The following is a 20,997-nucleotide window of genomic DNA, read 5'->3' on the forward strand; positions in this document are numbered from 1 at the left end:
TCATTGTCCGCGCAGAAACAGCTTGTCGAGTTGGCTCATCGACATTTCGGTCCAGGTCGGCCGGCCGTGATTGCATTGGCCGCTGCGCTCGGTGCGTTCCATATCCCGCAACAAGGCATTCATCTCCGGAAGCGTCAACTTGCGGTTGGCGCGCACGCTGCCATGACACGCCATGCTCGCCAAGAGCTCATTGATATGCACTTCGACTCGGTCGGAGCGTCCGAAGCGTTCCAGATCGCTGAGCATGTCGCGCACCAGTGCCTCGACGTCCGCCTGTGCCAGCAGCACGGGAACCTGGCGAACCAGCAGCGTTTCCGGCCCCGCCACATCGAGCTCGACGCCGAGGCGCACGAAGGCGTCGCGCTCGCGCTCCGCCGTTTCCACTTCACCGGCACTCACGGCCAGGGACACCGGGACCAGCAACGGCTGAGCCTGCAGCGCCCCGCCGTGGACCTGAGTCTTCATGCGCTCATAGGTAATCCGCTCATGCGCCGCATGCATATCGACCACCACCAATCCGCGCGCCGTCTGCGCCAGGATATACACCCCATGCAACTGGGCAATGGCATAGCCCAGCGGAGGCGCCTGAGCGGCATCGGGCTCGGAGAAAGAGGAGGCATCGGGCTCGGGGAAAGAGGAGGCATCGGGCTCGGGGAAAGAAGAGGCATCGGGCTCGGCTAGGGAGCGCGCCGTCTCCGACTCGGGCCGTGACGGTGGCGATGATGCATGCGCTGCCTCACCCAACACCGCCGTATCGGTCTCGCGTATCTCGCGAGGCGCGACCTGCGGCGTCAACAGATGCGCCTCATGTTCCGGATGCAGCGCGTGGTAGCTCGCCATGAACTCTCTGACGCGCTCGGCGCCTGGACGAGAGGCACGATGCTCGTTATCGCGGGAATACAGCGCCATAGGCTGCTGTTGCCAACGCGGCTCGGGTGACGCCCGGTCGTCTGACACTCCGGTGGCCGGCACTCCGGTGGTCGTCGAAGCCCCCGGCGCTTCTGGCGCCCTTGCAGCACCCTGCTGCCCCCCGGCCTCGAGCGCCTCAGGCGAGTCCGGTCGTGGTGCGTTGGGCCGCACTTCGGCCAATGCGCGATGCAAGCTGGAAAACAGAAAATCGTGTACCAGACGCCCGTCGCGAAAGCGCACCTCATGCTTGGTCGGGTGCACATTGACATCGACCACCCGTGTGTCGAGTTCGAGGTACAGCACGAACACCGGATGCCGCCCATGAAACATGACGTCGCGATATGCCTGGCGCACCGCATGCGCCACCAGCCGATCGCGCACGACGCGTCCGTTGACGAAAAAGTACTGCTGGTCGGCCTGGGCGCGCGAATGCGTAGGCAACCCGACCCAGCCCCACAGGCGTAGACCCGAAGCCTCGAGATCCAGATGCAGGGCATTGTCGAGGAACTTGCTGCCGAGCAGTGCCGCCACGCGGCGCTCCATGGCGTGCTGGTCGTCGCCGGCACGCAGCTGGTGCACGGTTTTTTGATTGTGACGCAGTACCCAAGCGATATCGTAGCGCGACAGTGCCAGGCGCCGGAACGCCTCCTCCACATGCCCGAACTCGGTCTTCTCGGTGCGCATGAACTTGCGCCGCGCCGGGGTATTGAAAAACAAGTCGCGCACCAGCACCGACGTGCCACGAGGATGCGGCGCGGGCGAGACGCGCGGTTCCATTTGCCGACCCTCGGCGACCACGCGCCAACCGCCTTGAGGGTCTGCTTCGGCGTTAGACACCAGTTCCAACCGGGAGACCGAGCTGATCGAGGCCAAGGCCTCGCCACGAAACCCCAAGCTGGCGACTTCCTCCAATTCCTCCAGCGAGAGGATCTTGCTCGTGGCATGACGTGACAGCGCCAGCGGCAGATCCTCCTGGGCGATCCCCGAACCGTCGTCACGCACCCGTATCAGACGCGCGCCTCCGGACTCGAGCTCGATCTCGATGCGCTGGCTACGCGCATCGATGGCATTCTCGACCAACTCCTTGACCACCGAAGCGGGGCGCTCGACGACCTCACCCGCGGCGATCTGGTTGGCCAGGCGCGGATTCAGTATCTGAATGCGCCGGGCCTGAGGTATACGGTCGTCTGTGCTGCTCGGGGAATTTGTCATGTCTGCGGAATTCTCAATACCTGCCCCACCCGTACCACGTCGCTCTTGAGTTCATTGCTCTGCTTCAACGCCTGCAACGATACCTGATGGCGCGCGGCCACTTCGGAGAGCGTGTCGCCCGGCTGAACGCGATATTCGTTGGCACCGCCTCCCCGCCCCTGATCACGCTGCCAGGCCAGCAGGCTGCTGGGCGGCGGGTGCTGCTGAAAGTGGGCGCGAATGCCTCCCAGAATGGCCTGTGCCAGCTGTATCTGATGCTTTGCGGAGCGCAGCTTGCGCTCTTCGCCGGGGTTGGAAATGAACCCCGTTTCGACCAGCACCGAGGGGATATCCGGCGACTTGAGCACCACGAAGCCGGCCTGCTCCACCCGCGAACGGTGCAGGCGGTTGATCCGCCCCAATTGATCGAGCACCTGGGAGCCGACCGCCAGCGAATCGTTCATGGTTGCCGTCATGGTCAGATCCAGCAATACCCCGCGCAGCACCTCGTCCTTGTCGGTCAGGCTCAGGTTACCCTCGACCCCTCCGATCAGGTCCGAGCGGTTTTCGGTCGCCGCCAGCCACTTGGCCGTCTCCGAAGTGGCGCCACGCTGGGACAGCGCGTAAACCGAGCTGCCGCTGGGTTGACGGCTCTTGACGGCGTCGGCGTGGATCGAAACGAAGAAGTCGGCCTTCTGCTCGCGTGCCAGCAGCGTACGTTGGCGCAACCCGACGTAGTAGTCACCGTCGCGGGTCAGAAACGCCTTGAATCCCGGCGTCTGATCGAACAACGTCTTGAGCTTGCGCGCGATATCCAGCACGACATCCTTCTCACGTGTGCCGCTGGGGCCGATCGCCCCGGGATCCTCCCCGCCATGCCCGGCATCGACGGCGATGATGATATCGCGCTTGGGATGCGGCTGGGCCTGGGTCTTGGCATTCACGCTGGGCTCGGTGGGCGCCACGCCGGAAACCTGGGACTGGGCCAGAGCCCGCCCAGCGGCGATTTCCTGCTCGCGAATCTTGGCCTCGATGGGATCGATGGGGTTCTCGATAGCGCTTTCACCGGGATATTCCAGATCCACGACCAAGCGATGGCCATACTGCGCGTTGGGGGCCAGCGTGAAATGTCGCGGTACGACCTTGCGCTTGAGGTCCAGCACGACACGCAGTCCGCTCCCGTTGCGCACGCCGGTACGTATCGCCTCGATGGCGCTGTCCTGTAAATCGATCTGAGCCGGGTCGATCTGCAGATGACTGTCGTCGAGATCGATGACCAGCCGCCGGGGGTTGTCCAGGGCAAAGATATTCGCCTTGGCCGGTTCGGACAGGTCGAAGACCAGACGCGAATGATCCGGAGCCGCCCACAAGCGAACGTTATTGACATCGTTGGCCTGCGCCGTTGCGGCGAACAGCAGCACTACAAGCCCCAGCAGGGTCAAAAAAAGCCTCGCTCGCCTCCATTGCGGCAAGCATGCCCGCCAGCGTGGCCATCGGCAATTGTTCAGCATCATGTTTCCTTGTCGCCGATATTACGCGCGTCAGCGTGCTGTTCCAGCTGCGCGATCAACGCTGCACCATACTCGCTCCCCGCCTCGAGCCACGCCTCACGCCCAGTGCCGACCACCACCAGACGCACCGTCAGATCCGGCGTCGGCAGCCAGCCGGCACCACGGCTGGGCCACTCGATCAGGCTCAGACTGTCATCGCCGAGCATGTCGCGAGCGCCCATGAATTCCAGTTCCTCGGGGTCGCCCAGGCGATAGAGATCGAAATGCTGGACATGCTTCCCGTCAAGCTCGTAGGGCTCCACCAGGGTATAGGTGGGACTCTTGACCGCGCCCCGATGGCCATAGGCGCGCAGAACACCACGCGTCAACGTGGTCTTGCCGGCCCCCAGCTCGCCTTCCAGGTACACACGGCCGCGGCCCCCCAGAGCATTGCCCAGGGCCTCGCCAAAAGCGACCTGGGCTGTTTCGTCAGGCAATGTGATGCGCATACGGTATCTTTGATTACGGGTTGGCCAATTTTCGGACATAGCATGCCAGATCACTGGCAAGCAGACCACGCTCCCCGGCATCTCGAGCCGCGTTATCGGCCGCCATGGCATGCAAGACAACCCCGACACGGGCAGCATCGCCGGGCGCCAGCCCCTGACCGAGCAACGCCCCCAGCACCCCGGACAGGACATCGCCCATTCCGCCACTGGCCATCCCCGGATTCCCGAAAGGGCATACCGTCACGCCCTCGGCGTCGGCCACCAGCGTACCGGTCCCCTTGAGAACGATGGCACCGCCATAGCGACGCTGCAACTCGGTGGCCGCCGCGTGACGGTCATGCTGGATATCACCGGCCGAACACGCCAGCAGACGCGCCGCCTCGCCGGGGTGAGGGGTCAGGATCCAATCCTCGCGCCGCGCCGTGGCGGAACCGGAAGACGCGCAGGTATCATCGCGTGCCAACAGGTTGAGCCCGTCGGCATCCACGACCAACGGCTTGCTCGCATTGAGGGCCGCCTGCCACAGCCCCTGGCCCCAGGCGTCCTGGCCCAACCCCGGCCCCAACACGAGCACGTCCGCCATTTCCAGCAACGCCGCCAGGTCCGGCGCCCCGCGCACGCTGCGCACCATGACCTCAGGCAAGCGTACCAGAGCCGCCGCCACGTGCGCGGCATCGGTCGCCAGGCTGATCTTGCCGGCGCCAGTGCGCGCCGCGGCCTCACTGGCCATCAGTGCCGCGCCACCGAAGCCGGCAGCGCCGCCGACAACCAGCACATGGCCGTTATGTCCTTTATGACTGCCGCGCGGGCGTGGCGGCAGGAAGTCCGTCAGCAGGTGATCATCGAGCAGTTCGGCGGCGGGCACGAGATCGTCATGAGTTCGCGGCTCAACGCCCAGTGGTGCCAGGCGCAACTCGCCGACATGATCCGCCGCCGCCCCGGTGTGCAGGCCGAACTTGTCGGCAATAAAGGTCACCGTCAGGGTCGCCCGTACGGCAACGCCCAGTACGCCTCCGCTGTCCACCGACAGTCCCGAGGGGGTATCCACCGCCAACACGGGAATGCTACTAGCATTGATCGCCGCGATGGCACTGTGAAAAGGCTCGCGAACCTCGCCGGACAGCCCGGTTCCCAGCAGGGCATCGACGATGACGTCACCCTCAAGACTCATCCCCGCCTGCCAGGGCAGCGTCTCGAGCCCGGCGGCACGGGCCATGGCGTAGGCATGTGCGGCGTCGCCTGTCAGCTCGGCAGGGTCCTTGATTGCCACCAGTTGCACCTGGAACCCGGCGCTGGCCGCCAATGCCGCAACGATATAACCGTCGCCGGCATTGTTACCCGTCCCGCAGGCCACACTGAGGCGATGCGCCTGTGGCCAGCGTTCGCGCAGCATGTCGAAGGCCGCCATCGCCGCGCGCTGCATCAGGGCAAGGCCGGACACGCCGCCGGCGATGGCGCGTCGGTCGAGTTCACGGGTCTGGTGGGAGAAATACAGCGGTTTCAGGGTCGAAGTCGGCATCCTGTCCTCCACGGTAACGTCGCCTCGATGTGACGCCACCATAAGCTTGATGTAGGGTGAGCGCCCGCATCGGCGAGAGTACACTCTATTCCATGTCCGAGAGTATCGATTACCCCCGTCTGGCCAGCACCATCAAACAATGGGGCCGAGAGCTGGGCTTTCAGCAGGTCGGCATTGCCGACACCGATCTCGAGATGCACGAGCGCTATCTCGAGCGCTGGCTGGCGGCGGGCCATCACGGCGAAATGGGCTTCATGGACAAGCATGGCACCAAGCGCACCCGGCCCGACCAACTTGTCCCCGGCACCCTGCGGGTCATCAGTGTACGCATGGATTATCTGCCGCCCGAAGTGGAGACCACCCGCGTGCTCGGCCAGGGCGAGCGCGCCTATGTGTCGCGCTATGCCCTGGGCCGTGATTATCACAAGCTGATCCGCAAGCGTCTGGCCGAACTCGCCAGAAAGATCGAAACCGAGGTCGGCGCCTTCGGCTATCGGGCTTTCGTCGACTCTGCACCCGTCATGGAGCGCGCCCTGGCACAGAAGGCCGGACTGGGCTGGTTCGGCAAGAACTCGATGCTGCTCAATCCTCAGGCAGGCTCGCTGTTCTTTCTCGGCGAGTTGTACACCGACTTGCCGCTGCCCGTCGACGAACCCTTCGACAGCGAGCACTGCGGCAAGTGCTCGCGCTGTCGCAGCGCCTGCCCCACCGGTGCCATCGTCGACGACAAGGTCGTCGACTCGCGGCGCTGCATCTCCTATCTCACCATCGAACTGCACGGCGCGATTCCCGAAGAGTATCGCGAGGCGATGGGCAACCGGGTCTACGGCTGCGACGACTGTCAACTGGTGTGTCCCTTCACCCGTTTCACCCGCGCCAGCCATGAAGAGGATTTCGCCCCCCGTCATGATCTCGACCGCGCCTCGCTGGTCAAGCTGTTCGCCTGGAGCGAGGAGGAATTCCTGAGCCGCACTGCCGGCAGCGCCATCCGCCGTATCGGTTACGAACGCTGGTTGCGCAACCTCGCCGTGGGCCTGGGCAACGCGCCCTGGAGCGAGAGCGTCGAAAGCGCGTTGCGCGCCCGGTTGTCCTACCCTTCCGACCTGGTCCGCGAGCATGTCCGCTGGGCGCTGGCGCGCCAGCGGGACAGACGCCGCGCACTCATCGCGCACAGCTAAGTACTATTTTACTTGGCACTTAGCGGAAAAACCTTTCATGAGCTGGCGAGCAAAGGCCAGACAAGGCGAACCCGTGCGAAGAAGCGGAGTTTACTGGAGTAAATGAGCATTCTGATCACGGGTTCAACGCCGTATGGCCAACGCGCAGCAGATCATGAACGGGTTTTGAGGAAAGTCTTGCGATAGTGGGCGAGTTCCGCCAGCGATTCGCGAATATCATCCAGCGCCTGATGCGTGTTGCGCTTGGTGAAGCCTTCCAATGCCTTGGGGTTCCAGCGTTTGGCCAGTTCCTTGAGCGTCGACACGTCCAGATGGCGGTAATGGAAAAAAGCCTCCAGCCCTGGCATTTCGCGCTCCAGGAAACGTCGATCCTGATGCACGCTGTTACCGCACAAGGGCGAGCTGCCCGGCGTGACGAAGGCGCGCAGGAATTCCAGCGTCTGGCGTTCAGCCTCGGCGGTGTCCGCGGCGCTGTTCTTGACCCGCTCGATCAGCCCCGACTCGCCGTGGGTGCGGGTGTTCCAGTCATCCATCGCCGCGATCAAGCTGTCGGGCTGATGGACGGCAACGACCGGACCTTCGGCGATCAGGTTGAGATCGGCATCGGTGATCAGTGTCGCCACCTCGATGATCCGCTCCTTGTTGGGGTCGAGTCCGGTCATTTCGAGATCGATCCACACCAGCAGATCGGAACGCGGCTCTTGGGGCTGAATGTCGCTCATGCAGGCACTCCTTGACGAATGGGTTATCGGTGCAAGCGGACAATAAACGTTGTGACCGCTACAATGCCGGGCATTGTACGCTCTCCCGAGGTCGCATGAGCAAACGCAAGCTGTCCCGCCAGCAACGCTGGCGCATCGAGAAGGTCCAGGCCGAACGCGCCGCCCGGGCCGAGAAGAAGTCCTCCGTGGATGATCTGAAACTGGATGCCGGCGAATATGGTCCGGAACGCCCCGGACGGGTGATCGCCCACTTCGGCCGCACCCTGGACGTCGAAGCCACCGACACCCAGGAAGTGTCGTCGCTGCATCGCTGCCATCTGCGTGCCAACCTGGACGCCCTGGTTACCGGCGACTGGGTCGTCTGGCGCGAGGCCAGCGACACCAGCGGCGTGGTGGTCGCCAAGGGCGAGCGCGACAACGTGCTCGAGCGCCCCGACTCCCGTGGCCTGCTCAAGCCGGTGGCCGCCAATATCGACCAGATCCTGATCGTCTTCGCCGTGGAGCCAGCCCCCTACGCCAACCTCATCGACCGCTATCTGATCGCCGCCGAGGCCACCGGCATCGCACCGGTACTGGTCCTCAATAAAATCGACCTGTTACCGGCGGAAGGCGGTGCGCTGCGTGAACTGCTCGACCGCTACTCAGCGTTGGGGTACCCGGTGGTCAGCGCCACCACTCAACACCCCCAGGGGCTCGATGCCCTGCACGCCCGGCTTACCGAGCGCACCTCGGTATTCGTGGGCCAGAGCGGGGTCGGCAAGTCTTCACTGATCGGCCGGCTGCTGCCCGATGAGGAACTGCGCGTCGGCGCGCTATCGGTCGACTCGCGCAAGGGAACGCACACCACCACCACCGCGCGGCTCTATCACCTGCCTGCCGGAGGCGATCTGATCGACTCGCCTGGCATTCGTGAGTTTGGCCTCACTCACCTTGACGAACACCAGGTCACCGAGGGCTTCATCGAGTTTCATGAGTTTCTCGGTCATTGCCGCTTTCGTGACTGCCGCCATATCAACGAGCCCGGCTGCGCCCTGCTCGAAGCCGTCGAGCGAGGCGATATTCTCCCCGAGCGCTTTGCCAGCTATCGTCAGATTCTGGCCTCGTTGACGCCCCAGTAATTCAATAACAACCCTTAAGGACGACCCAGCATGCCTGAGCTGTTCGATGTTTATCGCGGAAGTGTCCAGACCTGGGAATGCGACCAGATGGGCCATCTGAACGTGCAATTCTATGTCGAGAAAGCCACCCTCGCCCTGGCAGTGTTCGCCGAGCGCCTCGGGCTGGGCCCGGCGTTCATTCGCCAGCAGAGCGCCAAGCTGGTCGCCTTCGATCAGCACATCCGCTTTCTTCGCGAGCAGCATCCCGGTGCAGCATTGAATATTCGCGCCGGGGTGCTCGAGGCCGGCCCTCAAGAGATCCGCATCTATCTGGAAATGACCAGCCGCTCGAGTGGCGAGGTCGCCGCCACCTTCGTCACTCGAGCGCATCTGGCCGACACCGAGAGCCGTGAGGTCCGGCCGATTCCGGCCCATGCTCTGGAGATGGCCGCCGCCCTGCGCTGCGAGTTGCCCGAGCACGGCCAGCCGCGCGGCCTGGAACTCAATCCGCCACGCTCAGCCCCCACACGGCAGGAAGCCCAGCGACTGAACATGCCCGTGACCTACCTCAATACTGTCAGTCCCGCCCAGTGCGACCGCCAGGGCTTCATGGCCACCCGCCATTACATGGGCATCGTCGCCGAAGCCGTCCCCAACCTGCTGGTGGAAGCGGGCGGCGACGATCGTTCGCGCGGCCGGATCGGGGGCGCCGCACTGGAATATCGCTTCGTGTACCACCAGGCACCCCGCGAGGGCGATGTGATCACTCTGCACAGTGCGGTAAAAGAGGTCGGCCCCAAGGCCTACAAACTCGGTCACTGGCTACTGGATGCCAGCACCGGCGCTGCCCTGGCGACATCCGAGGCGGTAGTGGTGCTTTTCGACCTCGACGCACGCAAGGCCGTCACTATCCCCGACGATCGTCGTGCCGCACTCGAACGACTTATCGTGCCGGGATTGAGCGTTTGAAGCACTCGCCTTCGCGATAGCCTCCGGCAGAACACCGGAGGCGCTTTTCCTGCCAGCGACTCACGCCTCGAACAGCATCCGCTTCAACCTTCGAACAGCAGCAACAACGACAGCACGAACAATACCCACATGGTGGGCTTGATCTCGTGACGCTTGCCCACGCCCAGCTTGATCAATACGAAGGACAGAAACCCGAACACGATACCGTGGGTAATCGAATAGGTCAGCGGAATCAGGACCATGGCCAGAAAGGCCGGAATGGCATCATCGAAGCTGTGCCAGTGAATCTTGCGGATCGGCTCCATCATGAACACGCCCACCAGAATCAGTGCCGGGGCCGTGGCGATCCCCGGCACCAGCGACAGCAGCGGTGACAGAAACAGAAACGGCAGGAACAGCAGCGCCGCAACCACCGCCACCAAGCCTGTCCGCCCGCCCTGGCTGATACCGGCAGCGGATTCCACGTAGGCGTTGGCCGGGCTGGTCCCCAGTGGGCCGGAGAGCAACGCGGCACCGGCATCGACGATCATCGACTGACGGATGTTGCGCGGGTTGCCGTCCGCGTCCTTCAGGTTCCCGGCCTCGGATACCCCCATGAAGGTCGACAGCGCATCGAAGAAGGTGGTGAACAGCAGCACGAAAATGAATGGCGCATAGGCTATCTGCAGCGCGCCCCAGATATCCAGCGCCAGCAGGCCGCTGAAATCCGGCATGGCGAAGATGCCGTTGAAGTTGACCAGGGTCGGCGAAGCGATATCCTCGGGAAAGTAACGGCTGCCATTGCCCCATAACCGGCCTATCGGTATCGCGGCCAGCGTAGTGAAAGCAATGCCCAGGATCAGTGCGCCCTGCAGCTTGCGCACGACCAGCACCGCCGTGACCGCCAAGCCGACCAGGAAGGTCACCAGCACCGGGTCGAGTGATGCCATGCCCACCACCGTGACCGGGTTGGGCACCAGAAACTTGGCATTGACCAGGCCGATCACGCTGATGAACAGTCCGATGCCGCTGGCAATCGCATAGCGCAACTGCTCGGGAATCGCGTCGATGACCTTTTGGCGCACGTTGAACACCGCCAGCAGCGCGAACAGCACACCGGCCCAGAACACGCAGCCCAGCGCCGTTTCCCAGGCGACGCCGCCGCCCAGCACCATGGTGTAGGCGAACAACGCGTTGACACCCATGCCCGGCGCCACCAGCACTGGGTTACGTGCGTAGAACCCCATCATCACGCTGCCGAAGAAGCTGACCAGCACGGTGGCGGTGAGGGCGCTGGAAAACGGCACGCCAGCGGCGTTGAGAATCGAGGGGTTGACCACGATGATGTACATCGAGGCCAGGAAGGTGGCGATCCCCGCAAGGATCTCGATGCGCGGGGTGCTGCCCTGGGCGCGAATGCCAAAGAGTCGTTCGAGCACGACGAAGTCTCCACGATGTGAGTATGGGAATGACGGGACGCCACGGAGTATACCTATCGTCGCCCTCCCCCTCACCTCTATGTCCGGTACGCTCCTCGTCCTCTCCCGCTGGTTTATGCCATTATCAGTCCCATGCGTCTCCGCTCGCGCAACATTTCATGCTTACCATCGCCAGGAGTCCCTCATGAGTTCCGAAGCCCCCCCGCTAGCGCTGATTGTCGAACCTGATCAGCTCGCCGAGCATCTGGACGACCCGCAGCTGCTGATCATCGACGTACCGCTCAAGGCCGAGAGTTACGCCGAGGGGCACGTGCCCGGCGCGGTATTCCTCGATTATCGCAAGCTGCTGGCCTGCACCGGCAAGGTGCCCAACGAGGTACCCGATGAAGCCGCTCTGTCTCAGCTGTTCTCGTCGCTGGGCCTGACCCGCGATACCCACGTGGTGGCCTACGACGACGAGGGCGGCGGCTGGGCCGGGCGCCTGCTGTGGACGCTCGAGCTGATCGGCCACACGCGTTATTCCTATCTCAACGGCGGCATTCATGCCTGGCGCGGCGAGGGCCAGCCCGTCGCCACTGAGCCGTCCGCACCGACGCCGAGCGACTATCAGGCGCAGTATCTGCGCCCCGAGGTCATGATCCGCCGCGAGGAAATCGTCGAGCGTCTGGGCGAGAGGAATCTGGCGGTGTGGGACGCCCGCTCCCCGGAGGAGTACCGTGGCGAGAAGGGCCAGAACGCGCATCTGGGACATATTCCCGGCGCGGTCAATATCGAATGGACCCGCGCCATGGACCCGGAGCGTCAGCTGCGCATCCGTGACTATGCCGAGCTGACCACCGAACTCGAGGCCAGCGGCCTGACCGCCGACATGGAGATCGCCACCCACTGCCAGAGCCACCACCGCAGCGGCTTCACCTGGCTGGTGGGCAAGGCACTGGGCTTTACCAACATCCGCGCCTATCCCGGCTCATGGCAGGAGTGGGGCAACCGCGACGATACGCCGGTCGAAAAGTAGCGAACAGCGCTCCCTCCCGATCTCTTGCCCCTCACTACACGCTCACCGCCCGAACATACGCCATAGGTTGGTCACGCTCGGGCGGTGAGGTAGGGGCCCAGCACCCGCTCCACCAGCGCAGCGACGAAGCGCTGATCGATGTCGCTGAACGACACCGTCACATGGTAGTAAACCGCGCCGTAGATGAGATCCAAGGCCAGTTCCGGCTCGACTTCCGGTCGTAGTTCGCCTCGTTCGACCGCCGCCTCGATGGCTTCGAGCCCCAGACGGCGCCTGGGTGCTATCCACCGCTCCAAGAACGCCTCGCGCAGGTCGGGTTCTGCTTGTGCAGCCCCCAGCAACTCCCGCAATAGTTGCCCACGCGATCCCTTTAATGCCTCCACCAATGCCCCGACGCTTTGGCAAAATTTCTCGACGATGGGCAGTTGCTCGTCATAGGCAATCGTCGGCCCCACCTCCTCGAAGAAGGCGTCCATGACGATCGCCGCGGCATTCGGCCAGCGCCGGTAGAGCGTCGACTTGGCCACCCCCGACTCGGCGGAAACGCGCTCGACGGTGGCGTGCTGGATACCCCCTTCGAGCGCCAGGTCCAATGCGGCCCGCATGGCCTTGGGGGCCGCCGAGGCACTGCGCGGCCGACCCGGTCTTGGAAAGGAAATTGAAGACATTGATGACACCCTTGCCGAAAGCCACTCGAGAGGATTAGGATATTTCTTTATACGAAACGATTCGTATCGGACTTCATCTTTAGCGGCTCAAAGATACCACGACACGCTTCGCAGCGGCTATTTCGCGCCTTGCGGGACTTGTAACGTCAATCAGCTAGCCGAGATTGCCGACTATGCAGCGCTACGATGTTGCCATCATCGGTGCCGGCCCCGCGGGCTTGGCCGCCGCACAAAGACTCTCTCGCCGGGGGCGCCGGGTCATTCTCATCGACCAGGGTCACGAAATCGCCGGGCGGGACAAGATGGTGGAAGCCGAATTGACGCAAGGCCATGGTGGCGCCGGTCTATACTCGGACGGGAAATTTTCGTTCTTCCCTTCCGCAACGCACCTGTGGCGCTTGCCCAGGCGTGAAGCGCTGCATGACGCCTATGCCTGGACCTGTGATTTACTCAACGCCTATGGCCTGGATACCCCACCCTTCCCGGCCGATGCCAGTGCCTATACCCCAGGTGTCGGCGACTGGGTGCTCAAGGACTATCCTTCCGACTATCTTTCACTACAGGCGCGCCTGGAACTGGTGTTCGATCTGGTGAACAGTCTCGACGCCGAAATTGCCCCTCGGACTCGCGTGACGAGCTTTCATTATGATGAGCCGGCAAGACAACACTATCTAGGACTGCAAGGCACCCGGCGGTACTACGAAATCGCCACACGAACATTGATCTGGGCGACCGGCCGTTTTGGCGCTTTCGAGCTCGGTGACAAGTTCACGAAAACCTTCCACCGACTGGAGGTGGGGTTTCGCATCGAGCAACCCAGCGACCTAGCCTTCTTTCAGCCTCTCTCCAATCTGGATCCCAAACTGACACTGCGTTCCGCATCCAATGCCACCGAATGGCGAACCTTCTGTGCCTGCCGCAACGGCCGAACCGTTTTCACCCAGACCCAGGGGTTGTGGACGGTCTCCGGACATTCCGATGGCCCGCCCTCGCAGCGATCCAACGTCGGCTTCAATACGCGCATCCTTGATGAAACCCTGGCAAGGCGAACCATCGAAACAATCAGAACCGCAATGCGCGAGCCCAGCGCCTATTACGAGATCCCGCTCAAGGCATGGCTCGAAGGGCAAGAAGACGCCGTTTCGACGATGGACACCGTTTACGGTAAAGAGGTGGCCACGGCCATGCTCCAGGGCTTGAGGCAACTCATTCACCGTTTCCCAGCCATCGAGCATGACGAGACGAGGCTGATCGGCCCGACCCTGGAAGGGGTCGGCTGGTACCCGCAGGTCGATGGCACGTTACGCATCCCGAATCGCCCCACCTGGGTCGTCGGCGACGCCTGCGGCTTGTTCCGTGGTATCGTGGCGGCATTCATCAGCGGCCACTACGCGGCCAGTTCCGTTCTGAAAACCTTGGAGCGCCCTTCCTGATGGCTCAGCCTCGTTCCCGCGTCGGTGTCGGCGTTATCGCCACTCGCGCCAATGGCGACATCCTGCTCGGCTACCGCATCAAGGCCGGCGAAACGCCCACCTGGTGCCTACCCGGCGGGCACGTCGAGCCTGGAGAAACCTTCGAGGCAGCGGCACTGCGGGAGCTTCAGGAAGAGACGGGCATCACTACCCGACAACCGGTCGAGATCTTCGCCTTCCTGCAACAACTGGATAGCGACTGCACGGCGATCACCGGCGCGGCGCAGGTATCGCTTGGCGACGAAATCGCCGAGCCTCGCGTGACCGAGCCGGAAGTCTTCTCCCAATGGCGATGGTTCCACCGCGATGACCTGCCACAACCGCTCTTTCCCGCTAGCGAAACGATGCTAAAGGTGTGGGCCAAAGCTCCCTGCCCTAGTGGCTGGTGGATTTATTCCTTGTGCTCTGCCGATTGATTGGCAGTCAAAGCAGACCTATCGACGACGACTCCCAAGCCCGAATGAACCGTTCAATTTATAGAATCACCTCAGTCGCTACTAATCCCTTCATCCTGATCCCTCTCGTACATGGACACTGCTCTCAGGCGGCTACAAGGGCAAGGTAACCGGTTGCAACGGTGGAGTTTCTAGGGGGGACAGTACAGACTCTTGCCTTGACTCCCGTACTGGGAAGCGATACATTTCTCCCGTATTGGGAGAATACAATGAGAGTTATCTCAAAAAGCACTCTGCGGGCGTTCTGGGAGCAGGGATACGACGACGCAAAGACACCGCTCACCGAGTGGTACAACATGATGTCGAAAGCAACTTGGGCCACCCCCCAGGAACTCAAAGCCGAGATCCGTACCGCTAGCATCCTTAAATCGGGAAGAGCCGTATTCAACATCGGCGGTAACAAGTACCGGGTAATCGTATCGATCAGGTATGCGCAACAGATCGCATGGGTACGTTTCGTTGGTACCCACGCCCAGTATGATCGAGTAGATGCGGAGACAGTATGATGAATATTCAGCCTATCCATAACGACGCCGACCTTCAGGCCGCTTTTGCCCGCCTCGATGAGCTTTGGGACGCAGCCGATGGCACGCCCGAGGCCGATGAAATCGAGGTGCTGTCCATTCTCATCGAAAAGTACGAGAACGAGCATTATCCGATCGGGCCATCTGATCCCATAGAGGCCATCAAATTCCGGATGGAGCAGCAAGGGCTCACCCAGCGCGACTTGGAAGCTTACATCGGTCCAAGCGGGCGAGTGTCCGAGGTGCTGAATCGTAAGCGTCAACTCAGCCTCAACATGATCAGGCGCCTCCACGATGGGCTAAACATTCCGTACGAGAGCCTGATCGGTGAGGTTGCGGCTTGACCCTATCAACCTCCTGATGGCTCAGGCTCATCCTTCCCGAGTGGGCGTTGGCGTCATCGTCACTCGCGCCAATGGCAACATCCTGCTCGGCCACCGCATTAAGACCGGTGAAACACCCAGCTGGTGTTTGCCGGGAGGCCACGTCGAACCCGGCGAGACATTCGAGACCGCCGCCCTGCGCGAACTTCACGAAGAAACCGGCATTATCACGCAACGACCGGTCGCCATTTTCGCGATCCTGCAACAACTGACCGCTCGTCACACGGCGATCACCGGCGCGGCGCAAGCATCCCTCGATGACAACCTCGCCGAACCACAAGTGACCGAGCCGGATGTCTTCGCCCGCTGGGCGTGGTTTCCACCCTCAGACCTTCCCACTCCTCTATTTCCTGCAAGCGAAGCAATGATCAGCTTATGGAAGGGCAATCAATGCCCAGATGGATGGTGCGCTTACAGCGTCCAATGAACTCAGCGTAGTCTTCCGGCAGAGTTCGCCACTTTAGAATCTTGCGCGGCCGCCAGCCAGGCCCGTATCTACTGTACCGAACATGACCAAGGCCTTAGTACATGGCATTGAGCATCGCCCGATTAAGCCCCGACGCTTACAGTTCAACGGCACGATCGAACGCCTCAACGGCCACATCAGTAACGTACTGGCCACGCGGAATTATCGAGTCAGCCGATGATCTTGACCGCCTGCTAGCGTGGCACTGGAAAGAGTCCTTATCGATTTAACGGCGTGGGCGGTAGGTGTAGTTGTTGGACTGCTTACGAATATGTAATACTCAATACCCTCACGGAAACATGGCCAATCGCTCTAAACCGGTTCGGGGAGAGAATCCGAAAAGAAGATTTATATTCTCAACTGCGACGTGCGCGCCCCCCTTTCCTAAACTATCTAAAACAGACACTGTGACAGCTCGACCCCTTTCGCGATCAACATTGACACCAATAAAACAATGATTAGTGCCAGAGACAGCCTTCACCCAAGGATAAGCAGTATAGTCCCATTCATCACCAATGTTTATGTCGCTATCGACAACATGCACAAAAGAATTGTCGGAATATTTTTTCATATATGCATCGATTAGCTCATTCCGCCCTATCGCAGGATCGATCCGAAAACTAGAGATACATACTATACCTCTAGTGATAGGTATGTATACAGGTGTAAAATGAATAGAAATATTGTTCTTTGACGTAACGGCATTTAGCTCCTGCTCTACCTCGTAAGTATGCCTGTGATCTACAGCGTTATAAACTACAGCATTATCACCAAGGACAGGATGATGCCCAGACCTCGTTAGGGCCGCTCCCATGCCCGCTGATCCTGAAAGGCCTGTGACGAAAACTTCATCAGCGAGCAGAAAGCCGCTTTCTAGTGCTGGTAATATTCCAATGATCATCGCTGAGGAAAAGCAACCCGGATTAGCGATTAATGAAGCAGATTTAATCTGTACGGAGTGCAATTCGGTAAGTCCGTACACCGCCTCAGTGACCAGTTCTGATGCATTATGCTTCTGACCGTAAACCTTCTCCCAAATATCGACATCTTTTAGGCGAAAGGTTGCACCTAAATCTATAAATTTTATTTTTTTGGAAATGAATACTTTAGCCCACTTTGCAGTCTCTTCAGGTGGGAGGGCAGAGACCACCACGTCCACGTCAAAGTTTAAAGCATCATAGGAAGATGCAACTTTAATATTTGGCAAAAAATTTGGATGGACGTCAGAAAACAGAAAGCTTTCTCTACTGACACACCATGATATAGAAATATGGGGATGTTCGATCAGAACGCGAACAAGTTCACCACTCATATACCCACTGGAACCAAGAACGCCAACTCTAATTTTAGACATTTTCCCCTCTAATCAGCAGGTAGCTTATAAACTGAATGCAGCGAGACCGGCTTTCCGCAGGGATTATAATTGTCTTGCGTGAGCCTTTGGATGCTTATTCCACCAAGTTCAGCACTAATAACTCTCATAATCCAACCATGGTATCAGGCTTAATTTGATATTGATCAGAACCTAACAAGCGCGGTTCCACATTGACAGACACCGGGACGTGCGGGCTTTCAGTCAAAGGCGTTGAGATTCCCAACCTTTACCCACGCTACCGCCGAGAAGAGATTGGACATTTCTCCTTCTCGCCACGCTGTTTTCCATCTAAGCGAAAATGTCTCTAAAAAAATATACGATACGCATCGATTCATTTTATTTCAACTACGATTTCAAGAAATTTTTTCATCAATGACGTCAGGAGACTCTTCGATGTCGTTTCGCTGAAAGACCGACAGAGCCCGCCGGGGCCGGATACGAAGCATCGAGAGATTATGATGAGTTGTCTCGGTAGCGGTCAGGCTCAAGGGCAAACGCCCTTTGCCGTAGAGCCTTTTACGAAAGAGTATTGCCGGGCTTGTCATGTCGCTAGGCCAGTGCATCGAAACTCAAGGCTGCATTGATCAGGTTACTCGGCGGGCCATGGTGATTTCTGGTATGAGGTGATGAGGAGGTAGGAAGAGTGGCTGGCGACCAATATCTCGATAAACAGGATATGCCATGATCGCTTCTTCCCCACAGGCCCTGCCGCAGCCAAAACCTGAAACCTCCGGCCCGCTGCACAGGTTGCTGCGCCAAGGGTCCCAAGATTTAATTACCAAGATCGCGTCGTGATCTTACTCACTAATCGTGAGCACATATCTATGCGACCTTTCTGGCCTCGAAGGCCTCGGGACTGAACATCTCATTGCATTGTACTGGCGCTACCTCGCCCACTGCGCGTAGTTTCCGCAGACAGCGCCTCCCTGTTTCCGGCAAGCGATGCCGTGATCAGCCTATCACAGAGCCCCCTTGTCCCGAGGGATGGCAAGCTTACAGCGTGTTGCAACTCGGCGTAGTCTTACAAATGTGTCGCTCACCTGGAACTCATTCTCAGACGCTTTTCGATTTCGGAGAGCGTACATGAATGCCGCAAAAACTCCAGGTGAGTCACTTCGAAGTTCGTTCTTCAGTGGTCATGAGAACAAAGGAGCCAGTGACTCCCAGACCAGTACAATCGACATGACAATAATGAGCACCCCGCCAATCCTGTTGATCGCCCGCAAGTTCATCCTTTTCATGATCACATTTCGGCTGAGGATATGTGCTGTCATGACCCAGACCAAATCGATCATGATACCCAATAGAATAGGTATGGACGAATAAAGGAGCAGCACAGAAGCGGGGTTTCTTGCGCCTCCTGCCAAGAAACTTGGCACCACGACGCCGAACATAATCAAGGCCTTGGGATTTGTAAAACCTACTATGATCCCGGAGACAAGGGAGCGGGGGTTAGCGGCTTGATCATTGCCTTCCGCCTTATTAGGTAGATCCCGCATGCGGAGGTATTGTAAACCAATTATGATCAGGATCAGTGCGCCAATCAGGCGAATCACCAAGAGTGTATAGTCACTCCGGGTGATCAGCTCGCCAAGCCCAAATGATAGAATGATTGCGACCAGTGACATTCCCAGGGCATTGCCGAATACGCTACGTGCAGCATGAGCGCGCCCCGCAGCAATGACCTGCCCAATGAGGAACATGACGCTGGGACCGGGGGTGGCGATGAGTACTGCGCTGGTGAGAATCAATCCCGGCATACCACTCAAAAGGTGTCCGTCCATCATCTATATCCATTACATCATCCATACCCATTGCAACCACGCCATCTCTTTCACGGGCGTTTGTGCTTTTATTCTTGCAATGGCTGCCGGACCAACGATTGCGTAGCCAAGACGCACAATAGCGATGCCACAGTTTTTCGACAGGCTCCTGTAGCGCCCGGCAATACATCAGTTGGATTTACCCTTGAGAAACGGCAAACGGATACCTGGAACTTCCTGGCGTCGAACCATTTGTTTGCCATGCAGAAGGATTCAGCGTATGGAAATATCGTACCCAATCCTGAGCTTGCCTTTCTTCCTCTTGATTCCTTTTATTTCAATATCACCAAGCTCCGACGTTGAACTGACGTGCGTGCCGCCACATGGAATGGAGCGGTAGGTCTCGATGGAACAGACACGATTGGTATAAGGGTCATCCCTGATGGCTACTTTCAGGTCGGCCTCGATTGCCTCACGCACCAAAAGTTCCACCTCGGCCTGGGTAATGTCGGTTTGAGTTTCTTCCCGAAACTCGACGCGCCCCTCCCCTGGCCAGTGATGGCCAGAAACCGCGACCAGACCAGGGAAGCGGACTTCGACGACACCCGCAATGAGATGGCCAGCACTATGCATGCGCATGTTGATCATGCGCTGCTCTTCGTCGATGACAAAGGGGAGTTTCATGCCAGGCTGGATCTGACCCGCATCGCTGACGATATGATCGATCTGCCCATCCGGTGAGAAACGGGTATCGAGCACCTCTACATCTCCAATCCTCCCTCGATCCCCTTTTTGGCCTCCTCCTTGGGGATGGAACCAAGTTTCGGCCACTCTAATAATTGGCTTTTCGCTGGTTACGACCGAGGTGACCGTGACTTCACCGGTCAGAGCTGGATCTTCAAGATAACGCCGTACAGTCATGACACTCCTCTCAAGGCTTTACTCGTTACACAGAATGGAAATTCGCTTTATCGAACATTTATCAACCTAAAAATAGCGCACCCCATATCGTTATTAATAGATTCGACCAAAGCGCTGACAACCAGCTAACTTCTACTAATGGATATTCACTTCAAACACAACCCCACTATGCCGAGAATCAAAATATTTTAGCCAATACTTAGGAAAAGTTTAATTATTGTTTACTGCCTGCCCGCATAAAAGCAACCGATCTAAATCCAGCGACCAACATCAAATACAACCCAAGCGCTAGCTCAGGTTACCTTAAAAGCAGAACCGTCAAATAATACCCTCCGATAAAAACAAAAACAACGCCAGGAGCAATATTAAAAAACCTCTTATGAGATATTTTATTTGAAGAAAAAAAGCTGAACATAACAGCCATGGCATTAAAGACCAAAAAGCTAATAAAAATCAGCATTGAGAAAGCAAGCATTTTATTTACTATGCCGCTATAGTCAGCCATCATTGGAGTAAAAATTGCTGTAAAGAAAACGAGAGCCTTAGGATTCGAAATATTAGTAAGCAATCCATATCTAAATGCATTAGGCAGGCTATATGAATAGCCCTGAGAGCCCTCGTCTTTATCGTTCGCACGATTGCCTATAGGAAAACATTTCAAAAGATTGAACACTCCCAGACCAATAAGAACTAAAGCACCTATAACAGGCAGCATATTCCTCAGGACAGGAACAGTGTTTAAGATTGCCGTAATTCCAATCAATGAAAGCAAGGACCAGATTGCTACTCCAAGCGTAACACCAGTGGCAGTTCTAAAACCGGCACTACGACCATATCTAATCGTACTTGAGGCGATGGCTACAATGTCGGGCCCCGGAAGCGCCATAACCAAGGCCCAATTGATCATATCAGCGATCATTATGAGAACTCATTTTTCAAAAAAACTATCCGCT

At 59.1% G+C, this 20,997-nt stretch carries 20 protein-coding genes; 9 read left to right on the forward strand and 11 right to left on the reverse strand.

Features of this window, described 5'->3' with window-relative positions; genetic code table 11:
• From mutL to ACW4DH_RS02670, 4 genes are read right to left on the reverse strand one after another with little or no spacing between them, the layout of a single operon-like run.
• Complete coding sequence (gene mutL / locus ACW4DH_RS02655) at positions 1-2,121, reverse strand: DNA mismatch repair endonuclease MutL (protein ID WP_459634794.1); 2,121 nt, start codon at positions 2,119-2,121, stop codon at positions 1-3.
• Positions 2,118-3,611, reverse strand: coding sequence for an N-acetylmuramoyl-L-alanine amidase (locus ACW4DH_RS02660; RefSeq protein ID WP_459634933.1), 1,494 nt, complete (start codon positions 3,609-3,611; stop codon positions 2,118-2,120). Before ACW4DH_RS02660 ends, mutL begins: the two co-directional genes overlap by 4 nt.
• On the reverse strand, positions 3,611-4,099 hold the full coding sequence (gene tsaE / locus ACW4DH_RS02665; protein WP_459634795.1) for a tRNA (adenosine(37)-N6)-threonylcarbamoyltransferase complex ATPase subunit type 1 TsaE: 489 nt from the start codon (positions 4,097-4,099) through the stop codon (positions 3,611-3,613). The genes ACW4DH_RS02660 and tsaE overlap by 1 nt, the downstream gene beginning before the upstream one ends.
• A 13-nt stretch (positions 4,100-4,112) precedes the next feature.
• Positions 4,113-5,618, reverse strand: coding sequence for an NAD(P)H-hydrate dehydratase (locus tag ACW4DH_RS02670; protein WP_459634796.1), 1,506 nt, complete (start codon positions 5,616-5,618; stop codon positions 4,113-4,115).
• A 92-nt stretch (positions 5,619-5,710) separates the two neighbouring features.
• On the opposite strand from ACW4DH_RS02670, the gene queG reads away from it, so the two are divergent.
• A complete protein-coding gene (gene queG, locus ACW4DH_RS02675; protein ID WP_459634934.1) occupies positions 5,711-6,796 on the forward strand; it encodes a tRNA epoxyqueuosine(34) reductase QueG in 1,086 nt (361 codons plus the stop codon).
• Between the two features lie 152 nt (positions 6,797-6,948).
• Here queG and orn read toward each other — a convergent pair whose 3' ends face one another.
• Entirely contained in the window at positions 6,949-7,518 is a 570-nt protein-coding gene (gene orn / locus ACW4DH_RS02680) for an oligoribonuclease (protein WP_459634797.1), read from the reverse strand.
• A gap of 95 nt (positions 7,519-7,613) precedes the next feature.
• On the opposite strand from orn, the gene rsgA reads away from it, so the two are divergent.
• Positions 7,614-8,636 (forward strand): small ribosomal subunit biogenesis GTPase RsgA, encoded by a 1,023-nt coding sequence (rsgA, locus tag ACW4DH_RS02685; protein WP_459634798.1) that lies wholly within the window; start codon positions 7,614-7,616, stop codon positions 8,634-8,636.
• 30 nt (positions 8,637-8,666) lie between these two features.
• Positions 8,667-9,584 (forward strand): thioesterase family protein, encoded by a 918-nt coding sequence (locus tag ACW4DH_RS02690; RefSeq protein ID WP_459634799.1) that lies wholly within the window; start codon positions 8,667-8,669, stop codon positions 9,582-9,584.
• 83 nt (positions 9,585-9,667) lie between these two features.
• Here ACW4DH_RS02690 and ACW4DH_RS02695 read toward each other — a convergent pair whose 3' ends face one another.
• Entirely contained in the window at positions 9,668-11,002 is a 1,335-nt protein-coding gene (locus tag ACW4DH_RS02695) for an NCS2 family permease (RefSeq protein ID WP_459634800.1), read from the reverse strand.
• Positions 11,003-11,186: 184 nt separating this feature from the next.
• Here ACW4DH_RS02695 and ACW4DH_RS02700 point away from each other — a divergent pair, with 184 nt between their 5' ends.
• Positions 11,187-12,017 carry a sulfurtransferase gene (locus tag ACW4DH_RS02700; protein ID WP_459634801.1) on the forward strand — a complete coding sequence of 277 codons (831 nt, stop codon included), beginning with the start codon at positions 11,187-11,189 and terminating at the stop codon, positions 12,015-12,017.
• Between the two features lie 71 nt (positions 12,018-12,088).
• On the opposite strand, the gene ACW4DH_RS02705 is transcribed toward ACW4DH_RS02700, so the two are convergent.
• Entirely contained in the window at positions 12,089-12,685 is a 597-nt protein-coding gene (locus ACW4DH_RS02705; protein WP_459634802.1) for a TetR/AcrR family transcriptional regulator, read from the reverse strand.
• Positions 12,686-12,858: 173 nt separating this feature from the next.
• Between ACW4DH_RS02705 and ACW4DH_RS02710 the strand changes: the two genes are divergently transcribed.
• From ACW4DH_RS02710 to ACW4DH_RS02730, 5 genes are all read left to right on the forward strand, one after another.
• The gene (locus tag ACW4DH_RS02710; protein WP_459634803.1) at positions 12,859-14,118 is read left to right on the forward strand and encodes an FAD-dependent oxidoreductase; all 1,260 of its coding nucleotides are present in this window, start codon (positions 12,859-12,861) and stop codon (positions 14,116-14,118) included.
• Positions 14,118-14,573 (forward strand): nucleotide triphosphate diphosphatase NUDT15, encoded by a 456-nt coding sequence (locus tag ACW4DH_RS02715; protein ID WP_459634804.1) that lies wholly within the window; start codon positions 14,118-14,120, stop codon positions 14,571-14,573. Before ACW4DH_RS02710 ends, ACW4DH_RS02715 begins: the two co-directional genes overlap by 1 nt.
• A 248-nt stretch (positions 14,574-14,821) precedes the next feature.
• Complete coding sequence (locus ACW4DH_RS02720) at positions 14,822-15,118, forward strand: type II toxin-antitoxin system HigB family toxin (protein WP_459634805.1); 297 nt, start codon at positions 14,822-14,824, stop codon at positions 15,116-15,118.
• Positions 15,115-15,480: a helix-turn-helix domain-containing protein gene (locus tag ACW4DH_RS02725; protein WP_459634806.1), complete on the forward strand. Its 366-nt coding sequence runs from the start codon at positions 15,115-15,117 to the stop codon at positions 15,478-15,480. Before ACW4DH_RS02720 ends, ACW4DH_RS02725 begins: the two co-directional genes overlap by 4 nt.
• 16 nt (positions 15,481-15,496) lie before the next feature.
• Positions 15,497-15,946, forward strand: a complete 450-nt coding sequence (locus ACW4DH_RS02730; protein ID WP_459634807.1) for a nucleotide triphosphate diphosphatase NUDT15 — start codon at positions 15,497-15,499, stop codon at positions 15,944-15,946.
• A 328-nt stretch (positions 15,947-16,274) separates the two neighbouring features.
• Here the strand turns inward: ACW4DH_RS02730 and argC are convergent, their stop codons facing one another.
• The 4 genes from argC to ACW4DH_RS02750 all read right to left on the reverse strand — a co-directional run bounded on the left by argC (position 16,275) and on the right by ACW4DH_RS02750 (position 20,963).
• Complete coding sequence (argC, locus tag ACW4DH_RS02735) at positions 16,275-17,339, reverse strand: N-acetyl-gamma-glutamyl-phosphate reductase (protein WP_459634808.1); 1,065 nt, start codon at positions 17,337-17,339, stop codon at positions 16,275-16,277.
• A gap of 1,157 nt (positions 17,340-18,496) precedes the next feature.
• Positions 18,497-19,147, reverse strand: coding sequence for a LysE family translocator (locus ACW4DH_RS02740; protein ID WP_459634809.1), 651 nt, complete (start codon positions 19,145-19,147; stop codon positions 18,497-18,499).
• A gap of 249 nt (positions 19,148-19,396) precedes the next feature.
• Positions 19,397-20,044, reverse strand: a complete 648-nt coding sequence (locus ACW4DH_RS02745) for an alanyl-tRNA editing protein (RefSeq protein WP_459634810.1) — start codon at positions 20,042-20,044, stop codon at positions 19,397-19,399.
• Positions 20,045-20,342: 298 nt separating this feature from the next.
• On the reverse strand, positions 20,343-20,963 hold the full coding sequence (locus ACW4DH_RS02750; protein WP_459634811.1) for a LysE family translocator: 621 nt from the start codon (positions 20,961-20,963) through the stop codon (positions 20,343-20,345).
• Positions 20,964-20,997: the final 34 nt, after the last annotated feature.

The organism is Halomonas sp. WWR20, from assembly GCF_054602495.1.

Coding starts and splice junctions, on each gene's coding strand:
- ACW4DH_RS02720 (WP_459634805.1), top strand. CDS start 14,822: ATGAGAGTTATCTCAAAAAGCACTCTGCGGGCGTTCTGGGAGCAGGGA.
- rsgA (WP_459634798.1), top strand. CDS start 7,614: ATGAGCAAACGCAAGCTGTCCCGCCAGCAACGCTGGCGCATCGAGAAG.
- ACW4DH_RS02700 (WP_459634801.1), top strand. CDS start 11,187: ATGAGTTCCGAAGCCCCCCCGCTAGCGCTGATTGTCGAACCTGATCAG.
- mutL (WP_459634794.1), bottom strand. CDS start 2,121: ATGACAAATTCCCCGAGCAGCACAGACGACCGTATACCTCAGGCCCGG.
- ACW4DH_RS02660 (WP_459634933.1), bottom strand. CDS start 3,611: ATGCTGAACAATTGCCGATGGCCACGCTGGCGGGCATGCTTGCCGCAA.
- queG (WP_459634934.1), top strand. CDS start 5,711: ATGTCCGAGAGTATCGATTACCCCCGTCTGGCCAGCACCATCAAACAA.
- argC (WP_459634808.1), bottom strand. CDS start 17,339: ATGTCTAAAATTAGAGTTGGCGTTCTTGGTTCCAGTGGGTATATGAGT.
- ACW4DH_RS02730 (WP_459634807.1), top strand. CDS start 15,497: ATGGCTCAGGCTCATCCTTCCCGAGTGGGCGTTGGCGTCATCGTCACT.
- ACW4DH_RS02670 (WP_459634796.1), bottom strand. CDS start 5,618: ATGCCGACTTCGACCCTGAAACCGCTGTATTTCTCCCACCAGACCCGT.
- ACW4DH_RS02710 (WP_459634803.1), top strand. CDS start 12,859: ATGCAGCGCTACGATGTTGCCATCATCGGTGCCGGCCCCGCGGGCTTG.
- orn (WP_459634797.1), bottom strand. CDS start 7,518: ATGAGCGACATTCAGCCCCAAGAGCCGCGTTCCGATCTGCTGGTGTGG.
- ACW4DH_RS02745 (WP_459634810.1), bottom strand. CDS start 20,044: ATGACTGTACGGCGTTATCTTGAAGATCCAGCTCTGACCGGTGAAGTC.
- ACW4DH_RS02740 (WP_459634809.1), bottom strand. CDS start 19,147: ATGATGGACGGACACCTTTTGAGTGGTATGCCGGGATTGATTCTCACC.
- tsaE (WP_459634795.1), bottom strand. CDS start 4,099: ATGCGCATCACATTGCCTGACGAAACAGCCCAGGTCGCTTTTGGCGAG.
- ACW4DH_RS02750 (WP_459634811.1), bottom strand. CDS start 20,963: ATGATCGCTGATATGATCAATTGGGCCTTGGTTATGGCGCTTCCGGGG.
- ACW4DH_RS02690 (WP_459634799.1), top strand. CDS start 8,667: ATGCCTGAGCTGTTCGATGTTTATCGCGGAAGTGTCCAGACCTGGGAA.
- ACW4DH_RS02715 (WP_459634804.1), top strand. CDS start 14,118: ATGGCTCAGCCTCGTTCCCGCGTCGGTGTCGGCGTTATCGCCACTCGC.
- ACW4DH_RS02705 (WP_459634802.1), bottom strand. CDS start 12,685: ATGTCTTCAATTTCCTTTCCAAGACCGGGTCGGCCGCGCAGTGCCTCG.
- ACW4DH_RS02725 (WP_459634806.1), top strand. CDS start 15,115: ATGATGAATATTCAGCCTATCCATAACGACGCCGACCTTCAGGCCGCT.